Below are 12376 nucleotides of genomic sequence, written 5' to 3' on the forward strand. Positions count from 1 at the left end.
CAGCAGGCGGCGAACCCGCCGGGAGGGGAGAACATGGTCCAGGATACGATCCATCGCCGCACATTCCTCGGCGGCGTCGCTGGCATGGCCGGTCTCGCGGCTGCGCCCGGCGTCTTCGCCCAGGGGCTGAGGCTGCCGACCTCGCCGGTCGCGCTGTCGATCGTCGACGTCGCCGGCAATCTGGCGCTGACCCAGAAGGCCTTCGAGAACTATCGCAAGGCCAAGCCGAACCTGGTCTCGCGCATCACCTTCACCAAGGCGCCGGCCCCCGAACTGCCCGGCAAGATCAAGGCGCAGCAGGCGGCGAACCGCGTCGACATCGACATGGTGCTGACCGGCACCGATGCGCTCTCGGCCGGCGTCGAGCAGGGCCTGTGGATTCCGCTGCTGCCGCAGCAGGCCGGCGCGCTGCCCAAGCTCGGAGAGATCTATCTCGACGGCGCCAACAAGATGCAGGGCCTGGCGAGCGGGCAGGGCGTGGTCGTGACCTACTACCCCTCGGGGCCGCTGCTCGAATACATGCCGGACAAGGTCAAGACCGTGCCGACGACGGCGCAGGAGCTGCTCGACTACACCAAGCAGAACAAGAACCGCTTCTTCTATGCCCGCCCGGCCAATTCCGGCCCCGGCCGCACCTTCATGATGGGCCTGCCCTATATCCTCGGCGACAGCGATCCGAAGGATCCGGTCAAGGGCTGGGACAAGACATGGGCCTATCTCAAGGCCATCGGCGAGAACGTCGAGTATTACCCTGCCGGCACCGGCGCGGTGATGAAGGAGCTCGGCGAGGGCTCGCGCGACATGACGGTGACCACCACCGGCTGGGACATCAATCCGCGCGTTCTCGGCGTCGTGCCGAAGGAGGCCAAGGTCGGCGCGATCAAGGGCTTCCACTGGGTCACCGACGCGCACTACATGTGCATCCCCAAGGGCGTCGGCGACGACAAGCTCGCCGTGTTGCTCGACCTGATGAGCTTCCTGCTCACCAAGGAGCAGCAGGCCTACACCTATGACGAGGGCTATTTCTATCCGGGCCCGGCGGTGAAGGGTGTCACGCTCGACATGGCCCCGGAGGACAGCCAGAAGGCGATCAAGGAATTCGGCCGGCCCGAATACGAGAAGCTGATCGCCGAGGCGCCGCTGGAGACGCCGCTCGACCCCGACAAGATGGTCGTCGCCTTCCGCATGTGGGACGAGCAGGTCGGCGGCGCCAAGCGCAAATAGCCCCTGCCGAGATCACGAAGCAGGCCGGTCCTTGACCGGCCTGCCGCCTTGCTGTCGCCTGCCTTCAGCCGACCGCCCATCCGTTCCAACTCGATGGTCCTTCATGTCGATACATGCCGCGAATTTCCGCGAACTCAGGCTCGACCGGCTCTGCCGCGACTTCGGCACGCATAATGCCGTCAAGGACGTCTCGCTGACGATCAAGCAGGGCGAGTTCATCGCGCTGCTCGGCCCATCCGGCTGCGGCAAGTCGACGACGCTGAACCTGATCGCCGGCCTCTTGCCGGCGACCGGCGGCGGCATCTGGCTCGACGAGAAGCGCATCGACCCGCTCCGCCCGGAAGAGCGCGGCTTCGGCATGGTCTTCCAGAGCTACGCGCTCTTCCCGCATATGAGCGTCAAGAAGAACATCGGCTTCGGCCTGAAGATGCGCGGCATCGCCAAGGCCGAGAGCGAGCGCCGCGTCGCCGAGGCCGTCGCGCTGGTCCGCCTGCAGGGCCAGGAGGCGAAGCTGCCAGGCCAGCTCTCCGGCGGCCAGCAGCAGCGCGTCGCCATCGCCCGCGCCATCGCGGTCCAGCCGCCACTCGTGCTGATGGACGAGCCGCTTTCCAATCTCGACGCCAAATTGCGTCTCGAGATGCGCGCCGAGATCAGGCGCATCCACAACACGCTCGGCGCGACCACCATCTACGTCACCCACGACCAGGAGGAGGCGCTCTCGCTCGCCGACCGCATCGTGGTGATGCGCGATGGCGAGATCCGCCAGGTCGGCGGGCCGGAGGACCTGTTCTCGCGGCCCGATCATCTCGACGTCGCCGAGTTCATGGGCTTCCGCAACAAGGTCGCCGGCCGCGTCGCCTCCGCCACGGCGGAGTTGGCTACGGTCACGGTCGGCGAGGTCGGCGTCGCCGGGCGCGTCAGGTCGCCGGTTGCGGCCGGGCAGGGCGCCCATATCTCGATCCGCCCCGAGGACCTGCACCCGGTGGCGGATGGCGCTCCGGGGCTCAAAGCCAAGGTCGTCTCGACCGAGTTCCACGGCCGTGAATTCGTCGGCTTCGCCCGCATGGCGGACGATACGCCGCTGACCTTCCTCGCCGAAAGCCGGATCGCGCCGGGCACCGAGATCCGCCTTTCGGCCGCTCCGGATCGCGTCCTCGTCTTCGGAGAGGGCGCATGAGCACTCTGTCTGGCGCGGCGCCCGGCACCGCCGAGATTCCGCTCAAGCAGCGCCTCGCCGCGCGCGGCCTCGACGGGCTGACCCTGCTCGTCCTGCCTGCGGTGATCTTCCTGCTGGCGCTGTTCATCTACCCGTTCTTCTACGGGCTCTTCCTCTCCTTCACGCCGAAGGCGGGCGGGGCGCTGGCCAACTATCAGCGCTTCTTCTCGGATTCTTTCCTTTACGGCACGATCGCGACAACGCTTTGGCTCGCCATGCCTGTGACGATCGTGACGCTGCTGCTGGCGATCCCGATCGCCTTCCGCGTCCGGCTGATGAAGAACCAACGCCTGCTCACCACCATCCTGGTGATCCCGATCACGCTCGGCACCGTGCTCGTCGCTGAAGGCTTGCTGAACTATCTCGGCCCGCAAGGCTGGTTCAACCGCACGCTGATGACGCTCGGCATCATCTCCTCGCCGGTGAAGCTCCTGCACAATTACTGGGGCGTGATGCTCTCGCTGGTCATCACCGGCTTCCCCTTCACCTTCCTGCTGACGCTGTCCTATCTCACCGGCGTCGACCCGGCGCTGGAGCAGGCCGGCGCGACGCTCGGCGCCGGACCCTGGGAGCGCTTCAAGCACATCCTCTTCCCGCTGCTGCTGCCGGGCCTCGCGATCACCTTCTGCCTCTCCTTCGTGCAGGCCTTCTCGGTCTTCCCCTCGGCGGTGCTGCTGGGGGCGCCGGCGGGACCGACCCGCGTCATCTCGATCGCCGCCTACCAGGCCGCCTTCGAGGAATACGACTACTCGATGGCCTCGGCCGTCGCGATGATCATGGGCATGGTCCAGCTCGCGATCGTCGTCGCAGTTCTGGGCCTGCGCGGTATGCTCTATCGCGGCCCGGCCGGCGGCGGGAAGGGCTGATCCGATGGTCAAGGACACCCGCCTCTCGACCAAACTCTGGGCCGCTGCCAATTGGACGCTGATCGGCTTCTTCATCGTCAACCTGTTCGGCATGATCGCCGCGGTGGTGACGAGTTCGTTCTCGACGCGCTGGCTGCGCTCCTGGCTGCCGGACGGCTGGACGACGCGCTGGTATGGCGCCGCCTGGGCCGAGTTCCAGCTCGGCGACGTGCTGACGGTCACCTTCCAGATCGTCTTCCTCGTCGTCTTCCTCTCGGGACTGATCGGCGTGCCGGCCGCCTATGCGCTGGCGCGGCGCGACTTCCCCGGCAAGAAGCTGGTGATGCTGCTCTTCCTGCTGCCACTTCTGGTGCCGCCGATCACCTTCGGCATCCCGCTGGCGACGGTGCTCTACCGCACCGGCCTTGCCGGCTCGATGTCGGGCGTGGTGCTCGCCAATCTCGTGCCGACGGTGCCTTTCGTCATCCTGGTGATGATCCCGTTCATCGAGCAGATCGACACCAAGATCGAGGCGGCGGCGCGCGTCTTCGGCGCCAACACCTTCAAGCTCTTCATCCACGTCCTGCTGCCGCTGCTGATGCCCGGCATCCTCGCCGCGCTGCTGCTCGTGCTGGTCCGCACGATCGCGATGTTCGAGCTGACCTTCCTCACGGCCGGCCCGACGAGCCAGACGCTGGTGGTTGCGCTCTATTACGCGGTCTTCGCCGCCGGCGTGCGCGCCGTGCAGTCGATCGACGCCATGGCGGTGATCTACATGGTGACGACGCTGGTCTGGCTGGTGATCGCGCTGCGCTTCGTCAACCCGACGCAGATCGTCGCGCGGGCGAAGCGGTAGGGAACCTCGGAGCCTATCCTGCATTCATCCGCAGCCGGTCGAGCTGCGGAGGCGCTGAATGGTCACGAAGGGCAGGGAAGGCGCCAATGCGAGCCAGGGCCGCCTGCGCCGTGCGACCATCTACGATCTCACCATCCGCCGCGTCAGGGTCGGCCGCAATTTCGGTTATCGCGACGCCGACGGCGGCAAGATCACCGACGAAGGAACGCTCGCCCGTATCCGCTCGCTGGCAATCCCGCCGGCCTATGAGGATGTGCTGATCGCCAGTGATCCGCGCGCCCATCTCCAGGCCGCCGGCCGCGACGATGCCGGGCGCATCCAGCATCGCTATCACCCGGATTGGGAGAAGGTGCGCGAGCGCCGCAAGCTGAAGCGCCTCGGCCGCCTGATCAATGCGCTGCCGAAACTGCGCGAGCGCATCGCCGCCGACCTCAAGGACCGCACGCTCTCACGCGCCAAGGCGCTGGCCTGTGCCGCCGCGGTCATCGATCGCTGCCATATCCGCGTCGGCAACGAGGTCTATGCCCGCACCAATGGCAGCCATGGCGCTTCGACCCTGCTGAAGCGCCATGTCGATGTCTCCGGCAAGCATGTCACGCTCGCCTTCCGCGGCAAGGGCGGCAAGGACATCACCTGCGGCCGGGACGACGCTCCGCTCGCGCGCGCCCTGACCCGGCTGAAGACCATCCCGGGCAAACGCCTGTTCCAGTACCGCGCCGAGGACGGCTCGGTCGCCGCGATCAATGCCGCCGACATCAACGCCTATCTGAAGGAAGCGGCGGGCCTGCCGATCTCCAGCAAGGATCTGCGCATGCTCGCCGCCAATGCCGCGGCGGCCGAATTGCTGCTCTCGACCGACATCGCCGCCAGCGAGCGCGGCCGTAAGCGCCAGCTCGCCGACATCATGCGCGCCATCGCCGAGCGGCTGGTCAACACGCCAGCCGTGGTGCGCAAGAGCTATGTCCACGCCATCGTCGTCGACGCCTATGCAAGCGGCCGCCTCAGCCGGGCCTATCGCAAGGCGCGCAGCCGCGGCGGCTGCTCGCGCATCGAGCGGGCGCTGGGGTTGCTGGCGGTGTGAGCGGGATGCATGGCCGTCTGCCCTGGCCGGGCGGCGACAGGGGTTGAACCCGCCGGCGCACTGGTGATGCTCGAAGCAAATCACCCGAGGAAGCGCCAGGCATGTTTCTCACCAATTCCGACATGGTCGAGCTGATCGAATTGCGTCATGCCCTGCATCGCGCGCCGGAGATCTCCGGCGAGGAGCGCCAGACGGCGAAGGCCATTGTTGACTTCCTCGCCCCGAGCGCGCCCGACCGGATCGTCACCGACCTCGGCGGCCATGGCGTCGCCGCGATCTATGAAGGGGCCGAGCCCGGCCCGACCGTGCTGGTCCGCTGCGAGCTCGACGCCCTGCCGATCGAGGACCTTTCCGGCGTGCCGCATTCGTCGCAGGTGCCGGGCAAGGGCCATCTCTGCGGCCATGACGGCCATATGACCACGGTCGCGGCGCTGTCGCGCGGGCTCGGCCGGCAGCGGCCACAGCGCGGACGCGCCATCCTGCTGTTCCAGCCGGCGGAGGAGACCGGAGCGGGCGCTGCCGCGGTGATCGCCGATCCGAAGTTTCCGGAGATCGCGCCCGACTTCTCTTTCTCGCTGCACAACAAGCCCGGGCTGCCGCTCGGCGCTGTCCGGATCTCGGAAGGTCCGGCCAATTGCGCCTCGCGCGGCCTGAAGATCGTGCTGACCGGCCACACCTCGCATGCGGCGACGCCGGAGCATGCGGTCTCGCCGATGAAGGCGCTCGCTCGCCTGATGCCGGAGCTGACCGCGCTCGGCCTGGGCGGCGCGCTGGAGGGCAATTACCGCCTCGTCACGGTCACCCATGCCAGCATGGGTGAGCCGGCCTTCGGTATTACCCCCGGCCGCGCCGAGCTCTGGGCGACCTTGCGCACGCTGAATGATTCCCTGATGGGCTCGCTCTGCGCCGAGGCCGAGGCGCTGGTGCGCGACGCCGCTTCCGCCGGCGGGCTCTCCGTGTCGATGGATTATCACGACGTCTTCCATCATTGCGAGAACCATCCCGAGGCGGTGGCGCATCTGCGCCAGGCCTGCGACGAGGAGGGCATCGCGCGTGGCGAGACGCCGCCGCAGCGCGGCTCCGAGGACTTCGGCCTGTTCGGCCGCTCCTCGAAATCGGCGATGTTCCTGCTCGGCTCCGGCGAGGACACCCCGCCGCTGCACAATCCCGATTACGACTTCCCGGACGCAATCATCGCGCCCGGCGCTCGGGTCTTCATGCGCACGGTCCGCAATTTGTTGGGTTAAGGAAAAGGGCGTCATTCTCGGGCGAAGCGAAGCGCAGACCCGAGAATTTCCGGAACGAGATGCTCGCGCCTGCGCCCGAGCATGACGCGCCCCTGCTGGATCGTGCTATGCGGCGCCTCGAACACAAAAGAGGTGCCCATGCGCAGGATCAGGATCATCGGCATCGGCGCCGGCAATCCCGAGCACGTCACGATCCAGGCAGTGCGGGCGCTGAACAGCGTCGATGTCGTCTTCGTGCCGGACAAGGGTGCCGAGAAATCGGCCTTGCGCGCGCTGCGCGAGGAGATCTGCCGGCGCTATATCGAGCATGACAATTGGCGCGCCGTGCCGCTTTCCGTGCCCAAGCGCGCCGCTGCGGGCGACGATTACCGCGGCAGCGTCGACGATTGGCATGCGGCGCTGGCCGAGAGCTATGAGCGCCTGTTCCGCGAGGAGCTCGACGAGGATCAGACCGGGGCGCTGCTGGTCTGGGGCGATCCTTCGCTCTACGACAGCACGCTGCGCATCATCGAAGCCGTACGCGCTCGTGGTCTGGTCTTCGACTATGACGTCATCCCCGGCATCACCAGCGTCCAGGCGCTGGCGGCGGCACATCGCCTGGTGCTGAACCGCATCGGCGAGCCGGTCACCATCACCACCGGCCGCAAGCTCGCCGAGGGCGGCTTTCGCGACGAGGCCGGCAGCACGATCGTCATGCTCGACGGCGAGCAGGCCTTCGCCAGGATCGATCCGGCTGGTCTGGACATCTGGTGGGGCGCCTATCTCGGCGCGCCGCAGGAGGTGCTGGCTTCCGGTCCGCTCGTGGAGGTCTCTGACGAGATCGCCCGCACCCGCGAGGCCGCTCGCGCGCAGAACGGCTGGATCATGGACACCTATCTGCTGCGCCGGCGGGAGGGTTGACCCTCGGCGTTTGCCGTTAGGCCACCATACCGGTATAATGTCGGTACGGCGGGCCGAAGGAGTTTTGCTCATGGACGTCCAGCTCCGGCTTCGCGATCCGATCGCGCCGCAGCTCGTCGCGGCCCTGCGTCAGGCGATCATTGCCAGCGAGCTCAGGCCCGGCGAGGCGCTGTCGGAGAAGGAGATCGCCGGCCGCTTCGGCGTCAGCCGGCAGCCGGTGCGCGAGGCCTTCATCAAGCTCTCCGAGGCCGGGCTGGTGCAGATCCTGCCGAGCCGCGGCACTTATGTCATGAAGATCTCGATGCGCGAGGTCGCCAATGCTCGCTTCGTGCGCGAGGCGGTGGAATGCGCACTGGCGCGGGCAGCGAGCCGGTTGATCGATCCCGCTGGCGTCGCCCGCCTACGTCGCCTGATCGCCGAACAGGCCGCTGCCGCTGGGCGCGATGACTATTCCGGCTTCACCGTACTGGACGAGGCCTTCCATCAGGCGATCGCCGAGATCGTCGATTGCGACTATGCCGGCAAGGTGGTCGAGAGCGCCCGGGCCCAGACTGACCGGGTGCGCTATCTCTCCTTGCCCGGGACCTCGCCGATCCCGCTGCTGATCACCCAGCACAACGCCATCGTCGATGCGCTCGAAGGCGGCGATTCCGATACCGCTGCGACTGCCATGCGCATCCATCTGCGTGAGATCCTCAACGCGCTGCCGCGCATCGCTGCCGAACACCCGGAGCTGTTCGAGGACGAGGAGTTGCCGGTCCATACGACAACGCTGCATCAGCCATAGCAGGGCTCCTCGCCGCGCTGTCATTCCGGGCTCGTGCCTGCGACATGCGCCGCAAAGCGAGCGCTACGGTCGGGTATCGCCCCGCTGCGCCGCCTTGATCAGCGCCTCGGCGACGCGTTCATAACCCTCGGCCAGGATCGCGGTCGCGACCCGGACATGTTCGGTCGGCCTCGCCGCGCATTTGCTGCCGGGCAGCACCGCGATGCCGTGAGCCGCCAGTGTCACCAGCGCGAACTGCTCGCTCTCGACGGGAACCCAGATGCACAGCCCGTCGCTCTCCGGCATGACGAGCCCTCGCTCCCCCAGGCTAGTGACCAGCGCCTGCCGGCGTTGGGCGTAAACCGCGCGAGCTTCCTCGACCCGCCGGCCGGTCTCGGCATCGGTCAGCAGCCAGGCAGTCGCGGCCTGCAGCAGCCGGCTGGTCCAGCCCGAGGAGAAGCTGCGATAGGACTGGATCTGCCGGATCACCATGGCCGGTGCCGACAGCACGGCGATCCGGAGGTCCGGCCCCAGCGATTTCGAGAAGGAGCGGATATGCACGACCCGCTCCGGCATCGTCGCGCCCAGGCTGATCGGCGGGTGGATCGAGACGTCGCCGAGGCCATCGTCCTCGATCACCAGCGTATCACTGCCGGCGAGCACCCGGCCGAGCTCGGCCAGCCGTGCCGAGCTGACATGCTGACCGGTCACCGAATGGGTGCGTGGCTGGAAGATGAAGGCCGACGGGCGCCGCTCCAGCGCGGCCGCGAGTTCCGAGGGCAGGGGGCCTTCAGCATCGCGGCCGACCGGCAGGATCTCGGCGCCGAGGTCCTCGATGATGTCGAGCAGCCGCATTGCGGTCGGATCCTCGATCGCGATGCAGGAGCCGGGCAGCACGGTCGCGTGCAGCACCGAGTAGACGGCGTTGTAGCCGCCATTGGTGGCAAGGAAGGCGTCCGGTCCATAGGGCCAGTGCGGCACCACCGCCTCGCGCAGTGCCGGCAGGATCGGCGTGCGCTCATAGCTGTTGAGGTTCTCCGCCGTTGCAGCCCGCGCCAGGGCCTCGGCCAGAGGCGGCATCAGCGTGGCGTCCGGGACCGCCAGCGAGAGGTCGAGTGCGTCCGGCCCGAAATCGGCGACGCTGGCCATCCGTGTCGGCCGCGGCGTCGCATTGTCGCCGCTGACCCAGGCGCCGCCGCGCCCGCGGCCTGAGACGATCTTCTGCCGCTTCAGCTCGCTCCAGGCTTCCGAGACCGTGCCTGGGCTGACGCCGAGCCGGAAGGCGAGCTCCCGCACCGTCGGCAGCTTCGTCCCGACCGGCAGCAGGCCGGAGCGGATCATCTGGCTGAGGTCGAGCGCGAGGCCGCGCGCGGTGCGCTGCGTCAGGCGGCTTGCCAGCCAGGAGGCGTCGGGTTCGTCGGTCATCGACTCAAAAATAAATGTTCAGGAACGTAATAGCGATTGATCAGCCAAAATGAACATTTAATCTCGCCGCTGTCCAAGGTTTTCCGCATAGCGAGGCTGTCGTTTGAAACCTGTGATCCGGCTGGCCCTGCGCGACTGGGACTTCATCACGCCGCTGTTGCTCGGCGATCTCGCGTCCGACCGTTTCGAGCTGAAGATCGAGCGCCTCGCCGCGCTGCCCGACGACTTCGCCAGCGATCCGCGTTTCGACGCCAGCGAGATCTCGTTCAGCCGCTACACCACCGGCCGAGCCCGCGGCGAGACCGGCGTCGTCGGCATCCCGAACTTCATCATGCGCGGCTTCCGCCATCGCTGCGTCGTCACGGCAGCCGACAGCAAGCTGACCCGCTTCGACGAACTCCGCGGCAAGCGCATCGGCATCGCCGGCTGGCAGGATTCCGGCAACACCTGGACCCGCGCCGCAATGGCCGCGGCTGGCCTTGGCATCGACGATGCCTTCTGGGCCGTCAGCCGCCTTGCCGCCGACCATCCGATCACCGATCGCGTCGGGCGTTATGCCCGACCGGGCCGGATCGAGGCGCTGCCCGGCCAGCCACCCTTGCTCGACCTGCTCGCCGCTGGCGAGATCGCGGCGGTGCTGATGCCGTTCATGCCGCAGGGCTTCTTCTCGAAAGGCTCGCGCTTCCGGGCGCTGCTGCCGGATGTCCGCGCCGCCGAGCGCGACTATTTCGGCAAGGTCGGCTTCGTGCCCGGCATGCACATCATCGGCATCAAGCCCGAGCTTGCCGCCCGCGAGCCCTGGCTGCCGCAGGCGCTCAGCGATCTCCTCGACGAAAGTGGGCGGGTCTGGCTGGAGAAGCGCCGCCGCTATGCCGACACCACGCCCTGGCTGATCGACGAGCTGGTGCGCAGCGGCCATGATCTGCCCGAGAGCTGGAACGAGAGCGGGCTTGCCGCGAACCGGACGATGATCACCGCGTTCATCGAGCAGCTGCACATCCAACAGCTCGCCGAGACCGACCTGACGCCGGAGACCCTGTTCCCGGCCGCCTCCGCGCTGGAAGGAGCCATCTGATGAAAGCCGCGCTCGGACAATTCGCCGTCAGCCGCGAATGGCAGGAGAACCTAGCCACCTCTGTCCGCCTGATGGGTGAGGCCAAGGCTGCCGGCGCCGACCTGCTGCTGCTGCCGGAAGGCATCCTCGCCCGCGACATCACCGATCCCGACATCGTGCTCAAGACGGCGCAGCCTCTCGACGGTCAGTTCATGCAGGGCGTCCTTGCTGCCAGCAAGGGCTCGGCGCTGACGACGCTGTTCTGCATCCATGTGCCGAACGGCAAGGGCCGCGTCTTCAACATCCATGTCGCGGTCCGCGACGGCGCGATCGTCGCGGCCTATCGCAAGCTCCATCTCTACGACGCCTTCTCGGCGCTGGAATCGACCAATGTCGAGCCGGGCACCGAGGTGCCGCCGCTGCTCGAGATCGCCGGGCTGAAATGCGGGCTGATGACCTGCTACGACGTGCGCTTCCCCGAGCTCGCCCGGCGCCTGGCGCTCGACGGCGCCAATGTGTTGCTGCTGCCGGCCGCCTGGGTGCGCGGCCTCGGCAAGGAGGCACATTGGGAAGTGATGGTCACCGCCCGCGCGCTGGAGAACACCTGCTACGTCATCGCCACCGGCGAATGCGGCCCGCGCAATATCGGCGCCAGCATGGTGGTCGATCCGCTCGGCGTCGCCATCGCCCGCGCCGGCGAGGTTCCGGCGCTGATCTATGCCGAGATCGACCCGGCCCGTATCGCCGCGGCACGCGCCGCGCTGCCGGTCCTCGCCAATCGCCGCTTCGCCGGCCCCGAGCTCGCCGCCTAAGAGCGGGCCGCTGATCTACTGAAAACCATAAAAAGGGAACGTCGCCATGAACATGATCGTGAAATTCGCCGGAGCCGCCGCGCTGGCTGCGGTACTTCTGCAGGCTCCGGCCTTCGCCCAGGATGCCAGCATCAAGATCCCCGAGCAGAAGGTCGACGAGGCCCTGCGCGCCAAATTGCCGGAGGCGATCCGCACCGCCGGCAAGATGATCTCGGTCAACAACGGCTCCTTCCCACCCTATGAGATTGTCACCGACGCCAAGACCATGACCGGCGCCGCCGCCGAGCTCTCCGACGCGATCGGCCAATTGCTCGGCGTCAAGATCGAGCATGCGACGGTGAGTGGGCTTGCTGCGGCGCTCAGCGGCATCGCTTCCGGCCGCTACCAGTTCGCCATGGGCCCGGTCGGGGACTTCAAGTCGCGCCAGGAGTCGAACGACTTCGTCGATTATGTCCGGGAGTTCGTGATTTTCGCGGTGCAGAAGGGCAATCCGAAGGCGATCGCCAGCCTCGACGACACCTGCGGCAAGAAGATCGCGGTGATGTCGGCCGGCTCGGCCGAGAAGGTGATCAAGGCGCAGGCCGAGAAATGCGCGGCCGAGGGCAAGCCTGCGCTGGAGGTGATGTCCTTCACCGACCAGCCGACCTCGATCCTCTCGGTCCGTTCCAGGCGCTCCGACGGCTTCTTCTCCTCGCAGGCGCCGCTGACCTATTTCGTCCAGCAGGCCAAGGGCGATCTCGAGCTCGCCGCGGTCGGCAAGGCCAACGGCTTCCAGGACCTGTTCCAGGGCGCGGTGGTGCCGAAGGGCTCGCCGCTCGGCGAGGTCCTGCTTGCATCGATCAAGACGCTCAAGGCGAACGGTACCTATGAGGCGATCTTCAAGAAATGGGGGCTCGACAACAACATGATCGGTGAGCCCGGCATCAACCTTTCGAAGAACTGAGCGGGCA

The 12376-nt window shown here is 67.5% G+C and carries 13 protein-coding genes; 11 read left to right on the top strand and 2 right to left on the bottom strand.

The genetic code is table 11. The annotated features are described in order from the left end of the window. Nucleotides 1-33: 33 nt before the first annotated feature. The 6 genes from AC07O0_RS05005 to AC07O0_RS05030 all read left to right on the top strand — a co-directional run bounded on the left by AC07O0_RS05005 (nucleotide 34) and on the right by AC07O0_RS05030 (nucleotide 6469). The gene (locus tag AC07O0_RS05005; protein WP_494620561.1) at nucleotides 34-1224 is read left to right on the top strand and encodes an ABC transporter substrate-binding protein; all 1191 of its coding nucleotides are present in this window, start codon (nucleotides 34-36) and stop codon (nucleotides 1222-1224) included. A 103-nt stretch (nucleotides 1225-1327) separates the two neighbouring features. Next, on the top strand, nucleotides 1328-2401 hold the full coding sequence (locus AC07O0_RS05010; RefSeq protein ID WP_494620562.1) for an ABC transporter ATP-binding protein: 1074 nt from the start codon (nucleotides 1328-1330) through the stop codon (nucleotides 2399-2401). Continuing rightward, on the top strand, nucleotides 2398-3306 hold the full coding sequence (locus AC07O0_RS05015) for an ABC transporter permease (RefSeq protein WP_494620563.1): 909 nt from the start codon (nucleotides 2398-2400) through the stop codon (nucleotides 3304-3306). The genes AC07O0_RS05010 and AC07O0_RS05015 overlap by 4 nt, the downstream gene beginning before the upstream one ends. 4 nt (nucleotides 3307-3310) lie before the next feature. Further along, nucleotides 3311-4141, top strand: coding sequence for an ABC transporter permease (locus tag AC07O0_RS05020; protein ID WP_494620564.1), 831 nt, complete (start codon nucleotides 3311-3313; stop codon nucleotides 4139-4141). 58 nt (nucleotides 4142-4199) lie between these two features. Further along, nucleotides 4200-5222, top strand: coding sequence for a DNA topoisomerase IB (locus tag AC07O0_RS05025; RefSeq protein WP_494620565.1), 1023 nt, complete (start codon nucleotides 4200-4202; stop codon nucleotides 5220-5222). 101 nt (nucleotides 5223-5323) lie between these two features. Then, nucleotides 5324-6469 carry an amidohydrolase gene (locus AC07O0_RS05030; RefSeq protein ID WP_494620566.1) on the top strand — a complete coding sequence of 382 codons (1146 nt, stop codon included), beginning with the start codon at nucleotides 5324-5326 and terminating at the stop codon, nucleotides 6467-6469. Between the two features lie 11 nt (nucleotides 6470-6480). Here the strand turns inward: AC07O0_RS05030 and AC07O0_RS05035 are convergent, their stop codons facing one another. Continuing rightward, nucleotides 6481-6627 carry a hypothetical protein gene (locus AC07O0_RS05035; RefSeq protein WP_494620567.1) on the bottom strand — a complete coding sequence of 49 codons (147 nt, stop codon included), beginning with the start codon at nucleotides 6625-6627 and terminating at the stop codon, nucleotides 6481-6483. On the opposite strand from AC07O0_RS05035, the gene cobF reads away from it, so the two are divergent. Then, nucleotides 6608-7369 carry a precorrin-6A synthase (deacetylating) gene (gene cobF, locus AC07O0_RS05040; RefSeq protein WP_494620568.1) on the top strand — a complete coding sequence of 254 codons (762 nt, stop codon included), beginning with the start codon at nucleotides 6608-6610 and terminating at the stop codon, nucleotides 7367-7369. The two genes, AC07O0_RS05035 and cobF, sit on opposite strands and share 20 nt — an antisense overlap. 70 nt (nucleotides 7370-7439) lie before the next feature. Beyond that, complete coding sequence (locus AC07O0_RS05045; RefSeq protein ID WP_494620569.1) at nucleotides 7440-8156, top strand: GntR family transcriptional regulator; 717 nt, start codon at nucleotides 7440-7442, stop codon at nucleotides 8154-8156. Nucleotides 8157-8219: 63 nt separating this feature from the next. Here AC07O0_RS05045 and AC07O0_RS05050 read toward each other — a convergent pair whose 3' ends face one another. Further along, the gene (locus AC07O0_RS05050) at nucleotides 8220-9560 is read right to left on the bottom strand and encodes an aminotransferase-like domain-containing protein (protein WP_494620570.1); all 1341 of its coding nucleotides are present in this window, start codon (nucleotides 9558-9560) and stop codon (nucleotides 8220-8222) included. A 112-nt stretch (nucleotides 9561-9672) separates the two neighbouring features. On the opposite strand from AC07O0_RS05050, the gene AC07O0_RS05055 reads away from it, so the two are divergent. The 3 genes from AC07O0_RS05055 to AC07O0_RS05065 are packed head-to-tail and all read left to right on the top strand — an operon-like array spanning nucleotide 9673 to nucleotide 12369. Next, on the top strand, nucleotides 9673-10635 hold the full coding sequence (locus AC07O0_RS05055) for a substrate-binding domain-containing protein (RefSeq protein ID WP_494620674.1): 963 nt from the start codon (nucleotides 9673-9675) through the stop codon (nucleotides 10633-10635). Beyond that, on the top strand, nucleotides 10635-11426 hold the full coding sequence (locus tag AC07O0_RS05060; protein ID WP_494620571.1) for a deaminated glutathione amidase: 792 nt from the start codon (nucleotides 10635-10637) through the stop codon (nucleotides 11424-11426). Before AC07O0_RS05055 ends, AC07O0_RS05060 begins: the two co-directional genes overlap by 1 nt. A 46-nt stretch (nucleotides 11427-11472) precedes the next feature. Further along, the gene (locus AC07O0_RS05065; RefSeq protein WP_494620572.1) at nucleotides 11473-12369 is read left to right on the top strand and encodes an ABC transporter substrate-binding protein; all 897 of its coding nucleotides are present in this window, start codon (nucleotides 11473-11475) and stop codon (nucleotides 12367-12369) included. Nucleotides 12370-12376: the final 7 nt, after the last annotated feature.

The sequence above is a fragment of the Allobosea sp. GW821-FHT10B12 genome, assembly GCF_059415545.1.

Coding starts and splice junctions, on each gene's coding strand:
- AC07O0_RS05005 (WP_494620561.1), top strand. CDS start 34: ATGGTCCAGGATACGATCCATCGCCGCACATTCCTCGGCGGCGTCGCT.
- AC07O0_RS05010 (WP_494620562.1), top strand. CDS start 1,328: ATGTCGATACATGCCGCGAATTTCCGCGAACTCAGGCTCGACCGGCTC.
- AC07O0_RS05015 (WP_494620563.1), top strand. CDS start 2,398: ATGAGCACTCTGTCTGGCGCGGCGCCCGGCACCGCCGAGATTCCGCTC.
- AC07O0_RS05020 (WP_494620564.1), top strand. CDS start 3,311: ATGGTCAAGGACACCCGCCTCTCGACCAAACTCTGGGCCGCTGCCAAT.
- AC07O0_RS05025 (WP_494620565.1), top strand. CDS start 4,200: ATGGTCACGAAGGGCAGGGAAGGCGCCAATGCGAGCCAGGGCCGCCTG.
- AC07O0_RS05030 (WP_494620566.1), top strand. CDS start 5,324: ATGTTTCTCACCAATTCCGACATGGTCGAGCTGATCGAATTGCGTCAT.
- cobF (WP_494620568.1), top strand. CDS start 6,608: ATGCGCAGGATCAGGATCATCGGCATCGGCGCCGGCAATCCCGAGCAC.
- AC07O0_RS05035 (WP_494620567.1), bottom strand. CDS start 6,627: ATGATCCTGATCCTGCGCATGGGCACCTCTTTTGTGTTCGAGGCGCCG.
- AC07O0_RS05045 (WP_494620569.1), top strand. CDS start 7,440: ATGGACGTCCAGCTCCGGCTTCGCGATCCGATCGCGCCGCAGCTCGTC.
- AC07O0_RS05050 (WP_494620570.1), bottom strand. CDS start 9,560: ATGACCGACGAACCCGACGCCTCCTGGCTGGCAAGCCGCCTGACGCAG.
- AC07O0_RS05060 (WP_494620571.1), top strand. CDS start 10,635: ATGAAAGCCGCGCTCGGACAATTCGCCGTCAGCCGCGAATGGCAGGAG.
- AC07O0_RS05065 (WP_494620572.1), top strand. CDS start 11,473: ATGAACATGATCGTGAAATTCGCCGGAGCCGCCGCGCTGGCTGCGGTA.